Below are 23,051 nucleotides of genomic sequence, written 5' to 3'. Positions count from 1 at the left end.
TGTCTAACTCCGATTATGTTCGGACACACATAGTTACTATGTGATGCCACTTAATTATTTCGGAGGTGAATATAAGTGATAACCATTACCATTTGCATTTAATTTACATTCTTTGCATTTGTTTGGCTATGTAAATTTTTTCTAGTGTGCCATTTATCATCAAAAAGACCCGTTATCACTAAAGAGGCCGTCAGCGATCAAGGGGGGGCGCGGGTTGGTTACTGCTTGAATAACAAGGTCACGGCTAAGCCACCATTGGATCGATTGGATGCGATCGCTTGGCCTCCCATCATGCGCATCGATTCTTTGACAATCGCCAGCCCAAGGCCGTATCCACCACGTTTTTTATCTCGAGAAACATCTAATCGAGTAAAGGGATCAAAAATATCCTGTAGCTTATCTGGGTGAATCCCCGCGCCGTTGTCGGCAATCGTCAGGGCTAAATAACGGTGTTTGTCGGTCAATTTGTTGGTCAGCGAGACCTCAATTGTGGCAGTCTCTCCGGCGTACTTAATTGCGTTAGTGACTAGGTTATTCAAACAGCGTAGCACTAAGGTGTCATCACATTGTGCTTTGGTTTGGCTTGCCAGCGAGTCAAATGTTAAGCTCTGACTCGCTTTTAAATCGAACTTACAACGCTCAATTTGTGGCGCGAGAAGCTCAGCTAAATCACGCCATTTCAGCTCGCTGTCATAGCGAGCGTTCTCTAAACGACTAAACTGCAAAATCTCATCAATTAAATGATTGAGCTCATTCGCTTGCTGCTCCATTTGCGTCACTAGGTGTTGTTCGCTGTCACCCACTCGCTTGCGCAGCAGATGCAATACTAAGTTTTGCCGCGCCAGTGGCGTACGTAGCTCGTGAGAAACGTCACGAATCAGCCGACGCTGCTTTTTTGCCAACGAATGAATCTCGATGGTCATATGATCAAAATCTTGCGCAAGTTCGTTAAACTCACGCGTATTAGATTTGAGCTCATTGACCACACTGACATTAAAATCTCCGTTAGATAATTTTTTACTCGCCTCTCGTAATCGGTCCAGTGGCTGTTGGAGCCGCCTTGCCAGCAACCAGGAAAAGAGCGCCAAAATAACAACCGCGATCACCACCTTCAATATCGAGAAGTAATAGATAAAGTCATGCGCCGGGTGCAATTGATGAGGAAGTTGGATCATTAAACTGTTGTTCTGCTCTAAAGGAATACTAATGATCGGTCGACTGACTCTTCCCTCTAGCTGCTGATCTAAGTCTCGTTTGAATTTTAGTTTGAATTCAAAGTGCGGATGCATCATTCGGTGAGTCAGCGGTTTTTGCTCTTGGTCTAAAACAAATAAGTAAAAACGCTGGGCGTTGGCCCAATCGGCTAACTCATCCATGTCACCATATTCGATCAATTGATTGGCTTGATCGGCCAAATCGAGCATTTCTACCTTGATACTCTCTGGCACTTTGAGCATCGCCTTGATCAAAGCTTGCTCGACCAATACCTGAACCAACAAAATACTGATAACAATGGCGGTCATGTAGCTAAAAAGCTGAAAAGCGAGACTATCTTTACGCTTAGCAATATAGGGTGGGCAGACCAATTTCATGAGTCTGCAAATGCCTCTTGGTAGCTGTACCCTTTGCCACGAAACGTTTTGATATGTTGTTTCGATAAACCCGCTTCAACCAGCTTACGACGAATGTTGCTAATGTGCATATCGAGGTTGCGATCATAAGGACTGAGCTCTTTTTTAAGCACTTCTGTTTGCAACTCTGCCTTCGAGATCACCATGCCTGGGCTTTTGACTAAGTAGCACAGCAGCTCTGCTTCCGTCCCCGTTAAGGGTAAACTCTCGAGTTGGTCACTGATATTTTGCACCGTGCTGCACATGGTTTGTCTATGGCGCTCTAGACCCACGCGGCGCAAAATCGCTTTAATCCGCATCAGAAGTTCAGCAACATTAAACGGTTTGCCGATATACTGGTCTGCCCCTGCTTGATAACCTTCTAGCATTGAGTTGTCATCATTAAGCGCCGTTAACATCAAAATCGGCGTGGCAAAACGCTGACAGATACGCCGAGCGACTTGCATACCATTTAAGTTTGGCAGCATCACATCAAGCAATACCAGATCAACGGATGTTTTTTCCATGGTGTGCAATGCACTTTCGCCACAATGAACACAAGTGACGGTATACCCCTCTTCTTGCAATACCGTTTCTAACAATTGACACAACAGAGTGTCATCATCGACGACTAGCACTCGTGACATTATTTACTACCATACAAATAAAAACGATTCGCATTCTAATCTTGATCGATAATTTAGACAACAGTGTTATCGATATCCAGCTCAATACGGTTATTTTTCCTGCATGAGTTGATGCGACGGGCGATTTCAGCTCAAAGTTTACGCTTGGCGTGTCTGTGTATACTGGTATTAAATCGAGTTATTGGTTAGCCTCTACCTAACTCAAACTCACACCACGATAGCAATGACTGTATCCGCTTATTACTCCGCTTCAATCTTTGATTTCGTTACTGCCGACTCGGCCTCTATTGCCGATCAGTTGCCCGGTGAGCGCACACAATGGCGAGCGAAAATTGCATTGCTTAAACAGCAGTTCAATCTGCTGCCGCATCTGGCGGGGGACGTAATTCTTTCATTGAACCATCAAGCTCAGACACTCGACACGGTTGTTCTTTATCGTGGTTTGGTCTTTATCGTCGCGATCGAACTTGATCAGCGCACTTATTGCCAACAGAAAATCGACGCACTATTGCAGCAAGCCAGATGGTTGAAGCGCAGTCACAATGGCAGCGCCAGTAGATTTATAATTCCGCTTTATTTAGCCGTCAACGCACCGCCTCAGGGAGGCAATATTGTCGTCAGTGAAGAATTAGTGGCCAATACCATGTGTGACAATGGCGCGCATTTAGCGGCGTTAATCGAGCACTTTGCCAATCAGTACAAAGACGATCAGATCATTCTCTGTGACTGGTTGGCAAGTGGCTATACAACAGCTGAATAAAAAGACAACGGTGTAGAAATTAGACTACCTAGCCATTAACGGGTCATTTTCTTTACAAAAACCACCACAAACAATGCCATAGTAAAACTCCCGAGAAATGCCTCACAAGCGGCGATAAACCGCGCCATCCCAACAGGAGAAATATCACCATACCCCAGAGTGGTGAAGGTCACGACACTAAAATAGAGCGAGTTTAAAAACTCGAGTAGATAAAATTGCCAACCTGTCACGCCTTCATAGATAGGATGCGCCCCCGTGGTGTCGAGGAAGAAATACGCCAATGCGCAAACCACAATCAGGAAAATAGAAAAGCCGACAACACGCACCGGATCTTCCCCGTAGCCACAAAATATGTCGACGAGCTTAGAAATGACCCGTTTGTTACTAAAGCGTGGCATTTGATAGCGACGATAGCGCATTTCACGCTTAAAAAAATCGCCCGCCATTTCAAACAGCCCCTGTTTTTCACACTGCTTACGAATATTACGACATACCTCTTCGGCTTCTTGGCATAACTGTAACGAGTGTTTCTTGTCACGTTTACGCAGCGCCTGCTTAGCTTCTAACTCTTGTTTAAGATGAATTCCCCACTCAATGTTCTCCAATTTAGCCCGAGCTAAGTCAGCGCCTAATAAGTTACATCCGTCTAACTTGGCACAATGAAGATTGGCCCCTATCAGGCGAGCTTTCATCATTGAAGAGCCACGTAAGTCTAAGCCAAAAAAGTGTGCGTCTTTAAGATTGGCACGATAGAAATCGGCGCCTCGACACTGGTATCCCGCTTTACAGCCACGGTTGACCAAATCGATATCTTCAAGCTCGGTTCTCGCCAACTGAAATCCGTCTAAAGGTTTACCTGCTGCGGCCCATTGCTCAACCTCGTCTTTAATATTGTCATTGCTTTTGTCGACGTTGGGATCATGCCAGTAACACAGTCCTGACTCACCACTTGGTTGATCGCAGCACCAGCCATCAGGGTTTTGATAGCTGCATCGGCCTAGTTGAGATTCCATATGCGCTGCCCCTTACCGTTCCTGCCTAACGATGATATTGGGCAGAACTACTGATAAGTGTAGTGGCTGATTGTCGACGCGCCACGCTATTTACATATCAATCACTATCAACTTCTTGCTTAAGCCACTGCTTGAACAGTCGCGTGTAGGGATCTTCGGTATGGGTGATGACAAAGTAACCTGCGTTAGCGCTTATTGGCTCAAATGGCGCGACTAAACGCTGCTGTTCAATTTCACTCCCCAGCAAAGCAACTCGTGCTAAAGCGATACCAACCCCTGCTTCCGCCGCCGACATCGCCATATCGGTACGATTAAAAAAGTGGCCTTGATGGGTTGGAAAGTTGAACCGCTGCGCCGCAGACCAAAAGCGCCACTCTTGATCTTTTTGCGCGCCTTGCCACGGCATCATGTCATGCAGCAAGGTGACCTGATGCCAAGCTTCACTGCCGTGTACAATGTGCTGATGCTGGCTCAAGTACTCTTGGCTCATGACCGGCAGCAAGGACTCCGCCATCAAAAGTTCAGCGTCGGGGTACTTGTAAGGCAGCGGACCATAATCAATCGCAAGATCAAAGTTACGCTTATCACTGTCAACCAATGCACCTTCTGCAATGGTATGAATTTGTACCTCTGGATACTGACGGTGAAATCTCTCTAATCTCGGCACCAACCACTTAAACGCAAACGAGGGCGTCAGTTTCAAGCGTATCTGTTTGCGCTCTGACACTTGGGTCAATTGAAAAATATTGTCTTCGATCGCCACAATGTGATGACTGGTCGCCTCAACCAACTTGGTTCCTTGTTCAGTCAAGCGCACACCACGCGCGTGACGTTCAAAAACACTAAAACCTAACCGCTGTTCAATCTGTTGCAACTGCTGGCTAATTGCTCCTACTGTCAAGTTGAGGTCCTTAGCAGCACTGGTTAAGCTTTGATGGCGGGCAACGGTGCAGATCAAATTTACTCCATGTAACAACGCCGATTTCATTTTTTAGCCTTTAGTTTTTCTAAACCCTACTATCAATTCTTATCGATTGTTAAATCAATGTAAACAACCGATTCTTGGCAAAATTCAATCGTGTGAGAAGAAGACGTGGAAGTCGTTGTATTAGGAAGTGGCGTAGTGGGTTTAACCAGCGCCTGGTATTTATCACAAGCCGGTTTTAGCGTGACCGTGATTGATAGACAAGCGCGTGCAGCCGAAGAGACAAGCTTCGCCAACGCGGGGCAAATATCCTATGGTTACTCCTCACCTTGGGCTGCACCAGGTATTCCAGCTAAAGCGATTAAGTGGTTGTTTGAACAACACGCGCCACTAAAAATCAAACCATCGATTAGCCCAGAGCTGATGCAGTGGGCGGGAAAAATGCTGCTTAACTGTCAACTCGATAAATACCGCATTAACAAGGCGCGTATGTTAACCGTTGCCAATCGCAGTCGAGACTGTTTAGCCAAGTTAAATCAGCAGTATCAGCTCGACTATCAAGGTCGTAGTCAGGGTACCTTGCAGATTTTTCGCACCGCCGCTCAACTCACTGCGGTCGAAAAAGACATCAAATTGCTCGAAGAGAGTGGTACGCGCTTTGAGTTAATGGATAGCAAACAGTGTCTGGCTCAAGAGCCCGGATTACATCACATGCAAGGAGAGCTCGTCGGCGGGTTATATTTACCCGATGATCAGACTGGTGACTGTTACCTCTTTTGCCAACAGTTACAGCAAATGGCGCAGCAAGCAGGCGTTAAGTTTCTGTTTAACACCCATATCGATGCATTACTCACTGAGAAAAACCGCGTTGTCGGTATCACTACCAATCAGGGCACCATCAGCGGTGATCACTATGTTGTCGCGATGGGCAGTTATTCCAAACACCTCTTGGCGCCATTTGGCATCGATTTGCCAGTTTATCCTGTCAAGGGGTACTCGCTAACCTTACCCGTGATTGATGAGCAACATGCACCAAATTCGACCATTATGGACGAGACCTACAAAGTCGCGGTCACGCGCTTTAATGAACGAATTCGCGTTGCAGGTACCGCTGAGCTGGCCGGATTTGATACTGCGTTACCGGACAAGCGCTTAGCGACACTCAATCATGTGGTCAGTCAGTTGTTCCCACATGGGGTCGACTTTAATCAGGCCGAGTACTGGAGCGGCTTTCGTCCGATGACGCCTGATGGCACGCCGATTATTGGCCAAACATCGCTGGCAAACCTCTATACCAATACTGGTCATGGGACCTTAGGTTGGACGATGGCCTGTGGCTCGGCCGACATCTTAACCGAGATCATCGCTGCACAAGGGAAACCAACTCAGCCCGAGTTAAGTGTTGCCCGTTATGGCTAGTAACTGACTCTGTCAAAGCTTCACCACACAACCAGCTTTAACCATATAAAAAGCTAGACTGCGCCAAATTGATAAAATAATCGACAGCGCAGTTTAGCAATGTTTTAAACATCCTCCCTACCAAACGTAATATCCACGCCATCTATATAGATGATAATTTTCATTAAGTAAGCGCAACCTCTCGCGATGATTTAACACTTTTTTAGCACTTTGTGTTTGGTATCACGCTAATTAACACTGATAGATAAATAAATTAACAATTGCGTTACAGAAAGGGTAATATCCTGTTCAGAAAACAACCATTACAAAACAGAACAGGGAAAATTCTTATGCAGTCATTTGTTGATTTTCTGAATGGAATCATCTGGAGTCCGGTACTAATTTATTTGTGCCTGGGCGCTGGTTTGTTCTACTCAATCTTGACTCGTTTCGTGCAAATTCGTCACTTTACGGAAATGTGGCGTCTACTACTTTCAGGTAAAAGCTCATCGAAAGGTATCTCATCTTTCCAAGCATTAGCCGTGTCACTTTCAGGACGTGTCGGTACTGGTAACATCGCGGGTGTCGCTGCTGCGATTGGCTTCGGTGGCCCTGGCGCAGTTTTCTGGATGTGGGTTGTCGCCTTCTTTGGCGCTGCAACAGCCTACGCCGAGTCAACACTGGCGCAAATCTATAAAGAGGAAGACAACGGAGAGTTCCGTGGTGGCCCTGCTTACTACATCGAAAAAGCGATGGGACAAAAATGGTACGCATGGATTTTTGCTGTCGCGACCATCTTTGCTTGTGGCTTCCTACTTCCGGGCGTTCAATCAAACAGTATTGGTAATGCCGTTGAAGCCGCCTTTGGTTCTGGTGCAATGATCGAGACTGCCATCGGCACGTTCAGCTTTGCTAAAATCCTAACCGGTACGATTATCTCTGTGATTCTGGCGTTCATCATCTTTGGTGGTGTTAAACGTATCGCAAACTTCACACAGATCGTTGTTCCTTTCATGGCATTGGCATACATCATCACCGCTTTCGTTATCATCTTACTTAACATCGGTGAAGTACCACGCGTATTTGCCATGATTTTAGGTGATGCATTTACACCTATGGCTGGCATGGGTGCTGCGATTGGTTGGGGCGTCAAACGAGGCGTTTACTCTAACGAAGCTGGTCAAGGTACCGGGCCTCACGCCGCCGCGGCCGCGAACGTAGATCACCCAGCGCAGCAAGGCTTAGTTCAGTCGTTCTCAATCTACATTGATACGCTGCTAGTTTGTTCTGCAACCGCGTTTATGATCATCATCACGGGAGCGTACAACGTCCATGGCGCTGAAGGGTTCCTAGTGCAAAACATTGCCACTGACATTGCTGCAAACGGCCCAGTCTTTACCCAAATGGCGATTGAAAGTGCACTGCCTGGCATTGGTAAGCCATTTATCGCGATTGCGCTGTTCTTCTTCGCTTTCACTACCATCTTAGCTTACTACTACATTGCAGAAACTAACGTGGCTTATATTCGTCGTACTGTGAAAGTGAATGGCGTAATGTTCCTGCTAAAGATCGCGCTGATTGCTGTCGTGTTCTACGGTACCGTCAAAACGGCTAATCTTGCGTGGGCATTGGGTGATGTAGGTGTTGGCCTGATGGCTTGGCTCAACATCGTCGGTATTTTGATTATCTTCTTTATGTCTAAACCTGCGTTGAAAGCGTTAAGAGACTACGAAGAACAACAGAAACAAGGCGTAACAGAATATACCTTTAATCCGGTTAAACTGGGCATCAAAGGCGCTGACTACTGGGAAGATAAATATCGTCGTAAGACAGGAAAAGAGCCGCAAGCAGAAGCGGAAGACACCAAACCTGTTGAACAACCGTCAACTTAATCTAAATAATATCGCTTGAGAAAAGCAGTGGTAAAAAAAGGGGTTAGCCAGTGGCTAACCCCTTTATCATTCCTGTTTCCCATAGTTCAGCATTGCTATTTCAGGCAAATACCAACACCGAATATTTTTTTACGCCGCGACTTGCTCTAGTTCAACCTGTTCAGCCGATTTCTTCTCACCAATCGGTAAAATGGTGCGACCATATTCGTTGTTAAGTACTTGAGCCATCGCAAAATAGATCGCGCTCGCACCACAGAAGATACCTTCAAAACCGGCAATCGTGCCAATCAGCTCACTACCGGTAAAATCACGTGCAGCGAGTAGGAAGAATAAGATGGTCAGTGAGCCAAACACCACTTGTTTCGCCACAGGGTAGCAAAGAGAGCCAATAAACATAAAGCCGGTGAATACACCCCAAAGCAATAGGTACCAACCCATAAAGCTGGCCGGACTTGCTGGCAGCCCCATGTATGGCATAACAATTACCCCCACAAGCGTCAGCCAAAACAGACCGTACGAAGTAAACGCCGTGGTACCAAACGTATCACCACGCTTAAAGCACATCATGCCAACCAACACTTGGCTTAGACCACCATAGAAAATACCCATTGCTAGGATCATAGAATCAATGGGGAAAAAACCTGCATTATGGATGTTAAGCAGGATGGTTGTCATACCGAAACCCATCAGGCCAAGTGGAGCTGGGTTTGCCAGTTTTGTTGACATTTTGCACACCTTTAAAAAAAGTTAATAAAAATTACGCGCGAATTTTAATCCCGTTCAATAAAAAAGCCAGAGGCAGACAGTGCAATCTAAGATTGCGCAAATAACTCACAAACAACAGCGGCGAGTCAATTGACTCGCCGCGGTGTTACTTGGTCGCTTAAATTATGGTGAATTAGCCCTCTATTGGCATGATATTTCATCCCAGAACCAGTTTGACTGGATTGGAGATTCCCACACACCTGGGCCGTTTTTGGCCACAAAACACTTGCCTTGATACGTTACTTTATCGCCATCGGCCACTTGGGACGTTCCTGGCTGCCACTGGATAAAAGCATCTGGTACGGGCGTTGGTTCTGGGGTCGGAGTTGGGTCAGGCTCTGGTGTAGGCTCTGGATCTGGGGTCGGCGTTGGCTCTGGAGTCGTTGGAGTCCCCGATACAAGCTCCCATGGTCCACCTTGTGAAGGATCATCACCTTGTGTCCACCATTTTGCCTGATAGGTTGCGCCATTATGCGTCACTTGCTCACCCGCGTTATACACTTTATTGATATCCCAACCATTCCCACCGGGATCGGTTCCTGGGTCTACTGGGTCAAGTTGCTCAACCACTCGTACTTCAGGCCAGCTTGAGTGTGAACCATAAAGGTTAGTCACACATTTTTCGTAATCACCTGCCACCAAGGCTGAGTAAGCCGTTTGAAAACCAACCAGTTCACACTCAAATGAGTAGCCCCCAGGGCGATCAGCATAGTACTTCCAGTTACCATCCCAATTGGTGTACAGCACGTCGGTTGCGCCATTTAAGTTCAAACTTCCGTAAGGCGTTTGCTGCCAACACGTGCTCTTTTCGTCTGTTTCAAGCGGGATTTGATAGTGATTAGATAAGCCTTCCCAATAACGAATGCGGTTAACTGGCTGACCTTTGTCTTTGTTTTGTTCACCACACTCAATACCACCGTTAATGATATTAATAGTGGTACCAAACCCATAACCGATACCTGCATCAATCTCTCGTTGAGAGGGAGTCCAAGTTTTATCGATCACATGCAGCATGGCTGGTTTAGGGGCTTGCGGGGTGAGAAAAAACCAAATCGCGGAGGCCAGATTCAGCCAAGAGTCAGCCACCAGCCCCGGATTGTTGAGTAACACCGATGCGTCACCGTCAAACATGACTTCTGAGAAAGCGCCGTAGTTAAAATGGTAAGAAAGTTGTTTGGCACCGCGACCAAAATAGCCTTGTCCGACGGCACACGGCCACTTTTTATTTTGCCAATCGTTCTGTCCACAACCCGTGGTATAGCCTTCTTGTCCTTCTGACCACCCCATTTCACGCACGTGAACTAATGCTTGTTGCCACTCTTCTAGTCCAAGTGGGTTATCCGACGTATTATCTATCGCGATATGCCCCCCTGTCTCTTGAGCGAAGTGAGCAAATGCCGTCACGATAGAACGCTTACAAATAGCATCTGAATCTCGTCCATCAGTGTATTCAGCACAGAAGGCCGGAAATTTACCGATAGCTCGTAAAAATCGTGTATACGTGTATTCTGGCGCCGCCATATAGGTCAGAAAATCCCATTCAGCTTGAGGGAAAACACGCTCAGCACGCTTGACGTTGTCAGGGTTAGACATAAGCCCGGCATCAATGGCTTCAACCACTGTGTTAGGCGCAGTACTCAGCGCCTGAGACCAAATTTGGTACATCGGGTCAGCCGTTTTCTGCATTTCTGCGGCCTCGATATCGCTGCGTGCAACAACATAACCGGTTGGATTATCTGGGTCTGGCTGAATGTTCATTGCAGCCCAAGTGGGAGTCGTGGCCAAAATAGCCAATGCCGTTAGGTAACGTGTTTTGTTCATCGAACCAATCCTTGTATGAATAGCTTGTGTGAATAGCTCACCCAAGATTAGAAAAGTCCGAGCCTTGCTGCACGTGAAGTCTCTGTCACCAAAGTCAAGTTGCGAGGCAGTGTTCAATTACAACAAAAGCCGTCACTCTGCGTTAACTAAAACTGTCTAATCGATTCAAAAAATCAATTTAAACAAACGTTTTCACTGCCTATGGGTTGTCGACTCACAGAGTCATCAGCGTACAGTAATGTGGTTAAACTCGGCGATAACAAAACAAAAAAACTAGCCCGAGAGCTAGTTTTTGTTAACGTTTCATGGTCAATCGAGAGTGGTTATTCCCACTCGATCGTCGCTGGCGGTTTACCTGAAATGTCATAAACGACACGGGAAATACCTTCAACTTCGTTGATAATGCGGTTAGATACCTTACCTAAGAAGTCATATGGCAGGTGTGCCCAATGCGCGGTCATAAAGTCGATGGTTTCAACTGCACGCAGTGATACAACCCAATCGTACTTACGGCCATCGCCCATCACACCCACAGAGCGAACGGGTAGGAATACCGTGAACGCTTGAGAGACTTTGTTGTATAGGTCTGCAGCGTGTAGCTCTTCAATAAAGATAGCATCAGCGCGACGTAACAAGTCACAGTACTCTTTCTTCACCTCACCCAGAACACGAACACCAAGGCCTGGACCTGGGAACGGATGGCGATAAAGCATATTGTATGGCAGGCCAAGCTCGAGACCAATCTTACGCACTTCATCTTTGAACAGCTCACGCAGCGGCTCAACCAGCCCCATATCCATATCATCAGGCAGGCCGCCGACATTATGGTGTGATTTGATCACGTGCGCTTTACCTGTTTTAGAGGCTGCAGATTCAATAACGTCTGGGTAGATGGTTCCCTGAGCTAGCCATTTCGCATTCTTCAGTTTCTTCGACTCTTCATCGAAGACATCAACAAAAACGTGACCGATAGTCTTACGTTTCTGTTCTGGATCCGATTGGCCTTCTAGCGCATCAAGGAAACGATCTTCGGCATCAATTTTAATAATCTTCAAGCCAAACTTGTCACCAAACATATCCATAACTTGCTCACCTTCGTTGAGACGAAGTAAGCCGTTATCAACAAAGACACAAGTCAGATTATCGCCGATAGCACGGTGAACGAGCATTGCAACGACAGATGAGTCAACACCACCAGACAGACCTAGAATGACTTCATCATCACCGACTTGCTCTTTAATACGAGCAACCGCATCTTCGATGATTGATTCAGAAGTCCATAGGCGCTCACAGCCACACACACCAAGAACAAAGTTCTCTAGCATCTGCAGACCTTGCTTAGTATGAGTTACTTCTGGGTGGAACTGTACGCCGTAGTATTTCTTCTCTTCATTGGCCATTGCAGCGTAAGGACAGGTGTCTGTCTGGGCTACTTTGACGAAATCGGCTGGAATTTCGACCACTTTATCGCCGTGGCTCATCCAAACATCTTGAGTCGCTTCAAGATCTTTAAATAATGCAGATTCACCTGACACTTTAACTTGAGCGTAGCCGAACTCACGTTCGTTAGAGCCCGCAACTTTACCACCGAGCTGCTCTGCCATGGTTTGCATGCCGTAACACACACCCAGTACAGGAACACCTGAGTCAAAAACATATTGAGGTGCACGTGGAGAGTTGTGTTCTGTTACGCTTTCAGGGCCACCAGAAAGGATGATGCCGTCAGGATTGAATTCACGAATATCCGCTTCTTCAACATCCCAGCTCCAAAGTTCACAGTAAACGCCGATTTCACGTACGCGGCGCGCTACTAATTGAGTGTACTGAGAACCGAAGTCCAAAATCAGAATACGTTGGTCATGAATATTTTTAGTCATTTTGAGCAGTCTTTTTAGGCTAAGTGATTAAAACGGAGGCGAGTTTACTCGCCTCTTCTTAATGCTTCAAGGAAAAGCAAACGTTTACGTAAAGTTATTGCATAGCAAAAACTCGTCAACGCTGATTAACCCAAACGGTAGTTTGGCGCTTCCTTAGTGATTTGGACGTCGTGTACGTGAGACTCTTTCATACCAGCACCAGAGATGCGGACAAATTCAGCTTTAGTGCGCATTTCTTCGATCGTTGGTGAACCTGTAAGGCCCATACTTGAACGAAGACCACCCATTTGTTGATGAACGATCTCTTTTAGGCGACCTTTGTAAGCGATACGGCCTTCGATGCCTTCAGGAACAAGTTTGTCTGCAGCATTGTCAGACTGGAAGTAACGATCAGATGAACCTTGAGACATTGCACCTAGTGAGCCCATACCACGGTAAGACTTGTATGAACGACCGTTATATAGAATGACTTCGCCCGGCGCTTCTTCAGTACCGGCAAACATCGAACCGACCATAACGCATGATGCGCCAGCGGCAATCGCTTTACAGATATCACCTGAGAAACGGATACCACCATCAGCAATCACTGGGATGCCGTGTTGGTTGGCCACTTCAGCCGCATCGGCGATAGCCGTAACTTGAGGAACGCCAACACCAGTTACAATACGAGTAGTACAAATAGAACCAGGGCCGATACCCACTTTGACTGCGCTAACACCAGCATCGATAAGCGCTTTAGCGCCTGCGCCAGTTGCAACGTTACCACCGATGATGTCGAGATCTGGGTAAGCAGCACGAGTTTCACGAATGCGGTTTAGTACCCCTTCAGAATGACCATGTGAAGAGTCAATCAGCAGTACGTCAACACCCGCTTCAACCAAAGCCGCAACACGCTCTTCGTTTCCGGCACCTGCACCAACGGCGGCACCGACGCGCAAGCTGCCACGCTCATCTTTACAAGCGTTTGGTTTACTTTCTGCTTTGTGGAAGTCTTTCGCTGTGATCATACCGGTCAGTTGGAACTCATCGTTCACTACCAATACTTTCTCTACGCGCGCTTTGTGCATTTTCTCTTGAACTTCTTCACGAGTAGCCCCTTCTTTCACGGCGGCAAGACGCTCTTTTGGCGTCATCACAACATCAACTTTCTTAGAAAGATCAGTGACAAAGCGAACATCACGGCCGGTGATAATACCAACCAGCTCGTTAGTATCAGTGACGACAGGGAAACCGGCAAAACCGTGCTTTTCAGTTAGAGCGATAACATCAGCGATAGTGGCATCAGGATTTATGGTTACTGGGTGAGAAACCACACCCGCTTCATAAATCTTAACTTGGTGAACCATTTGAGCCTGCTGCTCGATAGACATGTTTTTATGAATAAAACCAATGCCGCCTTCCTGCGCAAGAGCGATAGCGAGACGAGCTTCCGTCACGGTATCCATAGATGCAGAAACCATTGGAATATTTAAAGTGATATTTTTCGTCAACTGAGTGCGAAGATCAGCTGTGTTTGGGAGAACGGTGGAGTGTGCTGGCACAAGCAGTACGTCGTCGAATGTCAGCGCTTCTTTGGCAATTCTTAGCATTTGCAATATCTCACAATTAGAGGAGTAAAAAGAATAATCCGGTCTCATCGTTTCGCATAATGAGGGCAGTAAGCTTGGGAAACTCAGCTGCATTTGGATTAGATATTGCGGACGGATTATACGGCCTGAGCAATCGCTTGGCTACACATTTTTATATTTTTAATTTGCATTTACCCCCTTGCTATGTATTATATTGCCGCTAATTTCCATAATCACGCCCAAGAGATTAGCTGTGTCTTCTCTGACCAATCAAAATATCTTCACTGTTTCTCGTCTCAATGCCGAAGTGCGTTTACTCCTTGAAAACGAAATGGGGATTGTTTGGTTAGTGGGTGAGATCTCAAACTTCTCAGCCCCCGTTTCAGGGCACTGGTATCTGACGCTGAAAGACTCACGTGCTCAAGTCAAATGTGCCATGTTCCGAGGCAACAATCGTCGTGTTACCTTCAAGCCTCAAAACGGCAATCAAGTGCTAGTTAAAGCCCGCCTCTCATTGTATGAGCCTCGTGGTGACTATCAGTTGATCATTGACAGTATGCAGCCTGAAGGAGACGGTCGACTGCAGCAGCAGTTTGAAGAACTCAAGATGAAACTGGCTGCTGAAGGGCTGTTTGCTCAAACGAGTAAGCGACCACTACCAGAACATCCTCAAACCGTCGGTATCATTACTTCAAAAACTGGCGCGGCGCTGTTTGATATTCTTGATGTGTTGAAACGTCGCGACCCATCGCTGCCGGTGGTGATTTATCCAACCATGGTTCAAGGCGAAGAGGCGGCAATCCAAATAGCCCAAGCGATTGGCCGAGCCAATAGTCGTAATGAGTGTGATGTATTAATTGTTGGTCGCGGTGGTGGTTCGTTAGAAGACTTGTGGTGTTTTAACAATGAAGTGTTAGCCCGGACCATTGCAGCCAGCCAGATCCCGATTATTAGTGCCGTGGGCCATGAAGTGGATGTAACCATCGCTGACTTCGTTGCTGATATGCGCGCGCCTACCCCCTCTGCCGCCGCCGAGTTAGTCAGTCGTGACAACAGTCATAAAGATCAAGCATTCAACGCTCGCCAACATAAGCTCATCAGTGCGATGCGCCACTATCTGAGTGAGCAAAAGCAGCAAACCACCTCGTTACTGCATCGCTTAGATCGCCAACACCCGAATAATCAACTGCAACGCCAGAGCCAACAGTTAGATGAATTAAATGCGCGTTTGCAGCGTGCAATAACTCAGTTACTGAGTTCTCATCAACACAAAATTGAGCGCCAACAGCACAAAATTGCCCTTTATTCTCCGGTAAAACGCTTAGCGGCCCAACAAGCGAGTTTGCAAAGACTAGAGCAAAAACTGCTGGATGCCATGGATAGAAAATTGCTCAACACGCGTCATCAACTGGCATTGGCGGCTGAGAAACTTGATACCGTTAGCCCACTTGCAACATTAAAGCGCGGTTATTCGATTACGCAAAACCAATCCGGTCAAGTCATTAGCCAAGTGTCACAAACCAAAACGGGCGACACTTTGGTCACCCGCTTATCTGATGGCGAAATCCGCTCGACGGTTAATTAGTCTAAAAGCTGAAACTCAAACTTCACCCGAGATTTAGATTTAAGTTCATTACAACTATTGCAAAAATAGTTGGCGGCGCCACACGCTTGAAGCTTTTCTAGCTCAGCATTGCAATCGGGACAAAAACCGACTTTCTTATAATCACTTTGACAAGCAGTACAATGATATTGCCCTGTCCATTCAAGCGCCTGATTGCAACTTGGGCAGTCGTTTTCGTTCATAGTAGCTCTCAATTAAATACTTCTGTTGTCACTTAATTTAACGGCTAACGCTGTAAGTGTCTTGATCAGGATCACATCTATTGGCGTGTTTTATTTGATACATCTTTTTATCTGCTTGTTGTATCAGTTGCTGCAATGATACCAAACGGCCCACTTCACACACTGACTTACCAAGACTGACATGCACTTTTAGCCCTTCAACCAGCACCAAATCTTGGAGTGATTGGGTAAATTGCTTTTCTAAACGGCTAAAGGTTTTCTTGTCGTCAGAAAAAGCAAAAGCGACAAATTCATCGCCGCCATAACGACCATTCAAGCTCAAGCCATCAAAAGTTTGATTGAACACTCCTCCCACTTGCGCTAGCACACGGTCTCCTACCTCATGGCCATAGCGGTCATTGATTTGTTTAAATCTGTCGATATCGGCAAAAAAACACGCCACATAGTCTAAATCGGTATTTAAACAATCGCTGGCTTGTTGCAACAAAGCGCGACGATTTAAACAGCCGGTTAAAGAGTCATAGCGAGCGTGGTAATGGAGTTGATCTTCTAATTCATACTTTTCCCATGCCACCGCATATAGTGACGCAAGCATTTGCAAAACTTCTAACTCATATGGCTGAGGAGATGAAGGCTCATGACTGTAAATGGCAAACGTCCCCATTGCCGCATCTGTACTGGAAAGAATCGGAACAGACCAACAGGCATGTAAATTTGCTTGTTGGGTGATAGCGCTAAAAAAGTTCCAGTTAGGGTGTTGATTGATATCTTCAACCACCACAATTGTCTTTGAATAGGCGGCCGCGCCGCATGATCCAACAGTGGGTCCTATTGCGACACCTTCCACCGCTTGATTATAAAAATCGGGTAAACTCGGCGCGTATTCGACATAGAGCTGTTCACTTTGCCTATCAAGGCGAAGAATCGACGCTCTACGCTCACCAAACCAGTTTTCAGAAAGATCGACAACCCGCCGATTGAGCTCTTCCTTACCCATTCCTAATGCTAGTTTTGTGAGCAATTTATTGACTTCTCTGTGAGCGGTGAGAAGCTTGAGGTAACTCATTATGACTGACTCAATTTTTTTTATTATTACCACACACGGTAGCATATAACATCATTTCATACGCTGATCATTACCTCAGTTACGTAATCATTGATAAAGATGACAATGTTTGCACCAAATTGAGAGAGTAACGATCAAACTCAGATCGTCGGCTAAATCCAACTTGATCAGCGATCTACCCTTTAAAGAACATTTATATAACCACACACCGAAAGCATAAGTTACATGTGCTGCATTTGAATTTAAAGAAGCACAATATTTCAATATCTAGTAATTTAAAACCATAAATCAACATTTAATAAAAAGATCAACTTCATCAAGTTTGCAATTACATGGGTGTGTTTTTCCAATGTATTGCTCGCTAGGCTCTGTCTAATCAACTAGCAATGATGAATATGACTCGGTCGACGGTAAATTCTTGTCGGCCTCCCCACCTTGCCGTGAGCCAGGAATGCTTCAAGAGTGTTGTTATCGACCGCCTGATCTAAATAACGTCTAGCGGTACTTTTACTGATAGCAAAACGTTCTGCGATGGTGCTGACACTCAACTCAACATTAGCGTGGTTAAATTGGTCGACAATCTGCTTTAGTGTATAGGCATCGGTACAATTATGCTTACGTGTCGTGTCACCATGTTGAAACAACGCGTCCAACTCGCCTTGAGCCAAACTCTGACCATGGGTGAGTGTATGCTGGATCAAACAATATTTGTCTAAACTGTGTGCTAAGCGCTGATAATCGAGTGGCTTAACTAAATAATCAAACGCGCCATAACGCAACGCTTTTTGCACGGTTTCAACATCATTTGCCGCCGTCACTAGAATGCTTTCTGGGCGGTGAGCCAGTGCGTTTAACTCAGGTAAAAAATTGATCCCCAAGCCATCGGGTAAATAGTTGTCAACAATCACTAAATCAAACGCTGTCTGTGCTAAGAGCCCCCTTGCCTGCGCAAGATGCCCAGCCGTACCGAGAACCTGAAATCGTTTGTCACGAATAATAAATTGACGATGCAATGCGGCAATATTCGGATCATCTTCAATCACTAAAACGTTATACATGACTTTCCTCCGGAAAATAGATTGTAAACAGCGTTTCATCCTGATCACTGTCTAGCTCAGCATAGCCATTCGCCGCTTCAACAATTGACTGAACTAGGTGCATACCAATACCACGTTCATGAAAATCGCCTTTCGTAGTAAAACCGAGCTGACAAAGTGCGTCTAAACTGACATTGATGATCGGTCCATTGTTAGCCACCGCGAGGACTCTTTCAGAGCTTGTCTGGTACATCACGACTCGAATCCTTGCTTGGTCAATGCCCTCTAGCGCTTCTATGCTATTACTAATTAGATTACCTAATAATGAGCTTAAGGCTTGTTCATCAAGTTTTTTCGGTAAGTCACGCCAACCATTTAATTCGCTTAAATCGACCTGAATATTTTTTTCTGCTGCTTTGCCTAAATGCGCCAGTAATAATCCGGAGATAAGCGGCAATGACTGCAACTGAGCGACACTGTCCATATTGGCTTGATTCTCCTGTGCTTGCGTCAAGAGTACCCCGAGTGCTTGTTCAACATTGCCTAATTGCAACAGCCCAGTAACGGTAGAGAGTTTATTTTGATACTCATGTCGAGTAACACGGATAGATTCTAAATAGCTGCTAACCTGGCTAATTTTGTTCGACAATAGCTGTAGCTCTTTTTGCGCTCTGAGGCTAAACACCGCTCCACGTTGCGTGTCGGGAGTCGCGGTCAATGTCACACGAGTTAGCACTAAGTTTCGGCCACTGATGCGCACCAAGCGATCGATAAAGTCTTCGCCTTGTAAAGAGAAGTGGTGTGACTCGCTGAATAAGGTTTGCAGTGGCTGAGGTAAATCTTCTTTGGCTTCGATACCCAATAAGGCATGAGCCGATTCATTTAATAAATACACCTCTTGCTGAGCGTTAACGGCCATTAACCCTTCATGCGCCGCTTGCAACACACCTTGGCTAGTTTGTAACGTTTGGTGAAGTTGCCACGGTTCTAAGTGTTGCATCTTGTCGCGTACATATTCGGAAAAACGCCAAGCCACTAAACCAGACACCAACATGCTCAAAACAGCAAATAAAATCAGCGGGGATAATGTCTCATTATTGAATACCGCGATCGACTGTTTAAGATAACCCACTTTAATCATGCCGATAATGTCGCCTTGATCGTTAATTAAAGGCGAGATGTAACGCAGTGAAGGCCCTAACGAGCCAACACTGTGTGATAAATAGGATTCTCCACTGGTTAGCGCATGCTCAATATCACCACCGACCACAGGTAAACCAATACGACTGGAAACAGGATGTGCGAGACGTATTCCTTGCGCATCACTTACGGTAATAAAGTCAGCATCCGTTGCTTGCTGCAAGCGGGTAATAATCTCACTGACCTCCTGACTGTTGCGACGCTCAACGGCTGATAACAAAGTCGGGATCAGAGCCAATTGCTGAGATTGAACCTGGGCTCGCAACGCAATTTGGTCAGCCAGCACTTGGTTGAGGCGCTCCGTTGTCACCAACCACCAGCCAACCGAACCAAGCATGAGCGCACCACACAAGAGTAAAGTGAGGTGCATGGTAAAAGAACGGGGAAATATTCGCGGTGCCATGATCTTATTCATCCATTTAATTGAGAGTAAGAATACGTGGTTATAAATCGAACTTCAGCGCTAATGAGCACTAAGTTGAGAAAGATCTCGTTGATGACGTTTATTGATTTTATTAATTTAATGCAGCTTATCTCACTTTTATTGCAACGAGGATTTGCGTTGGTTTGAAGAGTAGTGTCCTGCGCTAATATGTTCAGTGAGTTTTTGATTTATAACAGGTTTATCAAAGACATTAGTCACTAAGTTAGTAAAAAACTAAAGGAGAGTTTTATGCTAACTTCAAGCAACATGCGGCTACTCATGCTCGCAATTATTGGGGGAATACTATGGTTTAGCCCCATTCCACAAGGACTGACTGAGCAAGCTTGGCAAATGATGACTGTGTTTGTCATTACCGTACTTAGCCTGATCATTGCACCATTACCACTAGGTGCGATGGCATTGATCGGCCTGACAGCCGCCACTTTACTTGATGTGCTGCCGATTAAAACCGCACTAACAGGATTCGCTCATCCAACCATATGGATGATTGCGGCCGCATTTTTCATTTCACGCGGTTTTATTAGCACCGGATTTGGTAGTCGTGTTGGATATTGGTTTATTGCTAAGTTGGGCAATAGCTCCCTCGGACTCGCCTACGGTCTTGTTTTGACCGATCTTCTCTTTGCTCCCGCCACACCGAGTACGACAGCTCGCTGTGGTGGGATTATCTCGCCACTGTTCCGCTCAGTTGCCAATGCGTACGACTCGGATCCAGAGAAAGGAACCGAGAATAAAATCGGCGCGTTTTTGGTCCAGTGTATTTTCCAATGTAACGCCATTACTTGTGCCATGTTCCTCACCTCGATGGCTGGCAACCCACTGGCCGCTAACTTTGCGAAAGAGCAAGGGGTTGAAATTACTTGGGCAGGTTGGGCATTGGCGGCCATCGTCCCCGGCATTGTCTGCCTATTCTTAATCCCACTGGTGATGTACTTTGTCTTTCCACCCGAATTGAAAAAAACCCCTGAGATGCGGCTGATTGCACGCCAAAAACTGGCCGAGATGGGCGCGATGACACGCAATGAGTGGATGGTTTGTATTACTTTTATTGGCATGATAAGCCTTTGGGTGCTGGGGCCAACCTTAGGGATTCATTCGACCGTCACCGCACTACTCGGTTTAGTTTTCCTACTTATCACACGCACGATTACTTGGGATGCGGTATTACAAGAGAAAGAGGCTTGGCATACCATCACCTGGTTTGCGGTATTGGTAATGATGGCAGCGCAGCTTAATAAACTCGGTTTTATCGCTTGGTTTGGTGACATGATCGGTAGCTCGTTATCCGGTTATGGCTGGCTGTCGACTTTGGCTATCTTATTGTTAGTCTATTACTACAGTCACTATTTAATGGCGAGCGCGATGGCGCATATCAGCGCGATGTACTCAGCCTTTCTTGCCATTGCAATTTCAGCCGGTGCACCACCGATGCTAGCGGCGATTGTGCTTGGTATCTTCAGTAACCTTTATATGTCAACCACTCACTACTCTTCGGGCCCCGCGCCGATTTTATTCGGTGCTGGTTTCCTCAACCTGCAAAGTTGGTGGAAGATTGGTTTTGTTTTCTCGCTGATCGTTATTCCGGTATTTTTCTTTATTGGCGGCGCTTGGTGGAAGATATTGGGGATGTGGTAATTGAGATGGCTTGATGCTTAAAAAAAAGCGCCGAGGTGAAGTCGGCGCTTTTTTGTTGTTATTCTAATCGCAGAGTTAGATTACTTCTTACGACTATTCATCATGCTCATCAAGCGTTTACGTTTACGCTCTTGAGACAATGTCATTTTGTTTGATTTACCTTCAAACGGGTTTTCGCTGCTCTGGAACTGGATGCGAATTGGCGTCCCCATAATTTCCAAAGACTTGCGGAAGTAGTTCATCAAGAAGCGCTTGTATGAATCTGGCAGCTCGTTAACCTGGTTACCATGGATAACCACGATCGGTGGGTTATAGCCCCCTGCGTGAGCATACTTCAACTTAACACGACGACCACGAACCAATGGTGGCTGGTGATCTTCGGTTGCCATCTTCATGATACGCGTTAATACCGACGTACCAACACGCGTTGTGGCGGATTTGTAAGCTTCTTGCACAGACTCAAACAAGTGGCCAACACCAGTACCGTGTAGCGCTGAAATAAAGTGGATACGCGCAAAGTCAACAAAACCAAGACGGCGATCAAGCTCTTTCTTCACGTGCTCTTTGACGTCCATATCAAGACCATCCCACTTGTTTACCGCAATCACGATAGAACGACCCGCGTTCAACGCAAAACCAAGTAAGCTTAAGTCTTGATCAGAGATGTTTTCGCGTGCATCAATAACCAATAGCACAACGTTAGCGTCTTCTACGGCTTTTAGTGTCTTGACTACAGAGAACTTTTCAACCGTTTCGTTAATACGCTTACGGCGACGAACACCTGCGGTATCAATCAGCACATATTCACGACCATCACGTTCCATTGGAATATAGATCGAGTCACGCGTGGTGCCCGGCATATCGTAAACCACGACACGCTCTTCACCCAAAATACGGTTAGTTAGTGTTGATTTACCGACGTTTGGACGGCCGATAATCGCCAGCTTGATCGGCTGATCTTGCAGACGCTGAAATTCCGCTTCCGCTTCTTCTTCTGTGTAATCGAGCTTCTCTTCTTCTTGGTCTTCAAAACCAGTCAGGTCTTCGATCTCACCTTTTGCTTCTTCAATCATTTTCTCAGCAAATGGATTAAGCGCGCGATCAATAAGAGCACCAACACCACGACCATGTGCTGCCGCGATTTGGTACATCTGCTCGACACCAAGTTGCCAAAAATCCGCTGACGCAGCATCGGCATCAATACCGTCAACTTTGTTGACCACTAGCATCGAAGGCTTTTCAAGCTTACGTAAGTGGTTAGCAATCGCGATATCCGCTGGCGTAAGACCTGCACGGCCATCGACCATAAATAGCACGACATCGGCTTCATCAATCGCGGCAAGCGACTGCTGAGCCATTTTGGTTTCAACACCTTCTTCGGTGCCATCAATACCACCCGTATCGATCACGATAAACTCGTGCTCACCAAGCTTCGCCTGACCATATTTTCGGTCGCGAGTTAAGCCAGGGAAATCCGCAACCAATGCGTCACGCGTACGAGTCAATCGGTTAAACAACGTTGACTTACCAACGTTTGGACGCCCTACAAGAGCAACAACAGGTACCATAATAACCTCTACAATATT

18 protein-coding genes are annotated in these 23,051 nt (G+C 46.2%); 5 read left to right on the top strand and 13 right to left on the bottom strand.

Annotation, left to right across the window (positions count from 1 at the left end):
• Positions 1-218 precede the first annotated feature (218 nt).
• Positions 219-1,592, bottom strand: a complete 1,374-nt coding sequence (locus ViNHUV68_RS03345; RefSeq protein ID WP_391089312.1) for a histidine kinase sensor domain-containing protein — start codon at positions 1,590-1,592, stop codon at positions 219-221.
• The gene (locus ViNHUV68_RS03340) at positions 1,589-2,257 is read right to left on the bottom strand and encodes a response regulator transcription factor (protein ID WP_038174886.1); all 669 of its coding nucleotides are present in this window, start codon (positions 2,255-2,257) and stop codon (positions 1,589-1,591) included. Before ViNHUV68_RS03340 ends, ViNHUV68_RS03345 begins: the two co-directional genes overlap by 4 nt.
• Positions 2,258-2,480: 223 nt before the next feature.
• Here ViNHUV68_RS03340 and ViNHUV68_RS03335 point away from each other — a divergent pair, with 223 nt between their 5' ends.
• Complete coding sequence (locus tag ViNHUV68_RS03335; protein WP_391089310.1) at positions 2,481-3,017, top strand: hypothetical protein; 537 nt, start codon at positions 2,481-2,483, stop codon at positions 3,015-3,017.
• Positions 3,018-3,052: 35 nt separating this feature from the next.
• On the opposite strand, the gene ViNHUV68_RS03330 is transcribed toward ViNHUV68_RS03335, so the two are convergent.
• Together ViNHUV68_RS03330 and ViNHUV68_RS03325 are read right to left on the bottom strand one after the other, a co-directional pair.
• Complete coding sequence (locus ViNHUV68_RS03330; RefSeq protein WP_391089308.1) at positions 3,053-4,030, bottom strand: ion channel; 978 nt, start codon at positions 4,028-4,030, stop codon at positions 3,053-3,055.
• A 97-nt stretch (positions 4,031-4,127) separates the two neighbouring features.
• Positions 4,128-5,018, bottom strand: coding sequence for a LysR substrate-binding domain-containing protein (locus ViNHUV68_RS03325; protein ID WP_038174892.1), 891 nt, complete (start codon positions 5,016-5,018; stop codon positions 4,128-4,130).
• Between the two features lie 105 nt (positions 5,019-5,123).
• On the opposite strand from ViNHUV68_RS03325, the gene ViNHUV68_RS03320 reads away from it, so the two are divergent.
• Both ViNHUV68_RS03320 and ViNHUV68_RS03315 read left to right on the top strand, forming a co-directional pair.
• Positions 5,124-6,374, top strand: coding sequence for a D-amino acid dehydrogenase (locus ViNHUV68_RS03320; RefSeq protein WP_391089306.1), 1,251 nt, complete (start codon positions 5,124-5,126; stop codon positions 6,372-6,374).
• 329 nt (positions 6,375-6,703) lie between these two features.
• The gene (locus ViNHUV68_RS03315; protein WP_038174895.1) at positions 6,704-8,245 is read left to right on the top strand and encodes a sodium:alanine symporter family protein; all 1,542 of its coding nucleotides are present in this window, start codon (positions 6,704-6,706) and stop codon (positions 8,243-8,245) included.
• 129 nt (positions 8,246-8,374) lie between these two features.
• Here the strand turns inward: ViNHUV68_RS03315 and ViNHUV68_RS03310 are convergent, their stop codons facing one another.
• The 4 genes from ViNHUV68_RS03310 to guaB all read right to left on the bottom strand — a co-directional run bounded on the left by ViNHUV68_RS03310 (position 8,375) and on the right by guaB (position 14,297).
• Positions 8,375-8,971, bottom strand: a complete 597-nt coding sequence (locus ViNHUV68_RS03310; protein ID WP_038174896.1) for an acetate uptake transporter — start codon at positions 8,969-8,971, stop codon at positions 8,375-8,377.
• Between the two features lie 180 nt (positions 8,972-9,151).
• Positions 9,152-10,831 (bottom strand): glycoside hydrolase family 19 protein, encoded by a 1,680-nt coding sequence (locus tag ViNHUV68_RS03305; RefSeq protein ID WP_391089304.1) that lies wholly within the window; start codon positions 10,829-10,831, stop codon positions 9,152-9,154.
• Between the two features lie 323 nt (positions 10,832-11,154).
• Entirely contained in the window at positions 11,155-12,708 is a 1,554-nt protein-coding gene (gene guaA / locus ViNHUV68_RS03300; RefSeq protein WP_391089302.1) for a glutamine-hydrolyzing GMP synthase, read from the bottom strand.
• A gap of 125 nt (positions 12,709-12,833) precedes the next feature.
• The gene (gene guaB, locus ViNHUV68_RS03295; RefSeq protein WP_391089300.1) at positions 12,834-14,297 is read right to left on the bottom strand and encodes an IMP dehydrogenase; all 1,464 of its coding nucleotides are present in this window, start codon (positions 14,295-14,297) and stop codon (positions 12,834-12,836) included.
• A 232-nt stretch (positions 14,298-14,529) separates the two neighbouring features.
• Here guaB and xseA point away from each other — a divergent pair, with 232 nt between their 5' ends.
• Positions 14,530-15,861, top strand: a complete 1,332-nt coding sequence (xseA, locus tag ViNHUV68_RS03290; protein ID WP_391089298.1) for an exodeoxyribonuclease VII large subunit — start codon at positions 14,530-14,532, stop codon at positions 15,859-15,861.
• Here the strand turns inward: xseA and ViNHUV68_RS03285 are convergent.
• From ViNHUV68_RS03285 to ViNHUV68_RS03270, 4 genes are all read right to left on the bottom strand, one after another.
• Positions 15,858-16,082 (bottom strand): zinc ribbon domain-containing protein, encoded by a 225-nt coding sequence (locus ViNHUV68_RS03285; RefSeq protein WP_038174902.1) that lies wholly within the window; start codon positions 16,080-16,082, stop codon positions 15,858-15,860. The genes xseA and ViNHUV68_RS03285 overlap by 4 nt on opposite strands.
• Positions 16,083-16,119: 37 nt before the next feature.
• On the bottom strand, positions 16,120-17,148 hold the full coding sequence (locus ViNHUV68_RS03280; protein ID WP_391089296.1) for a diguanylate cyclase: 1,029 nt from the start codon (positions 17,146-17,148) through the stop codon (positions 16,120-16,122).
• 380 nt (positions 17,149-17,528) lie between these two features.
• The gene (locus tag ViNHUV68_RS03275; RefSeq protein ID WP_038174905.1) at positions 17,529-18,206 is read right to left on the bottom strand and encodes a response regulator; all 678 of its coding nucleotides are present in this window, start codon (positions 18,204-18,206) and stop codon (positions 17,529-17,531) included.
• The gene (locus ViNHUV68_RS03270; RefSeq protein ID WP_038174906.1) at positions 18,199-19,788 is read right to left on the bottom strand and encodes a GHKL domain-containing protein; all 1,590 of its coding nucleotides are present in this window, start codon (positions 19,786-19,788) and stop codon (positions 18,199-18,201) included. Before ViNHUV68_RS03270 ends, ViNHUV68_RS03275 begins: the two co-directional genes overlap by 8 nt.
• A gap of 270 nt (positions 19,789-20,058) precedes the next feature.
• On the opposite strand from ViNHUV68_RS03270, the gene ViNHUV68_RS03265 reads away from it, so the two are divergent.
• A complete protein-coding gene (locus ViNHUV68_RS03265) occupies positions 20,059-21,465 on the top strand; it encodes a DASS family sodium-coupled anion symporter (protein ID WP_391089294.1) in 1,407 nt (468 codons plus the stop codon).
• A gap of 80 nt (positions 21,466-21,545) precedes the next feature.
• Here ViNHUV68_RS03265 and der read toward each other — a convergent pair whose 3' ends face one another.
• Positions 21,546-23,033 carry a ribosome biogenesis GTPase Der gene (gene der, locus ViNHUV68_RS03260; RefSeq protein ID WP_391089292.1) on the bottom strand — a complete coding sequence of 496 codons (1,488 nt, stop codon included), beginning with the start codon at positions 23,031-23,033 and terminating at the stop codon, positions 21,546-21,548.
• Between the last annotated feature and the right edge of the window lie 18 nt (positions 23,034-23,051).

Source organism: Vibrio sp. NH-UV-68 (assembly GCF_042940635.1).
GTDB classification, from domain to species: Bacteria; Pseudomonadota; Gammaproteobacteria; order Enterobacterales; family Vibrionaceae; genus Vibrio; species Vibrio pacinii.
Note: the sequence above shows the minus strand (reverse complement) of the source record. Positions and strands in the feature narration are given on the sequence as shown.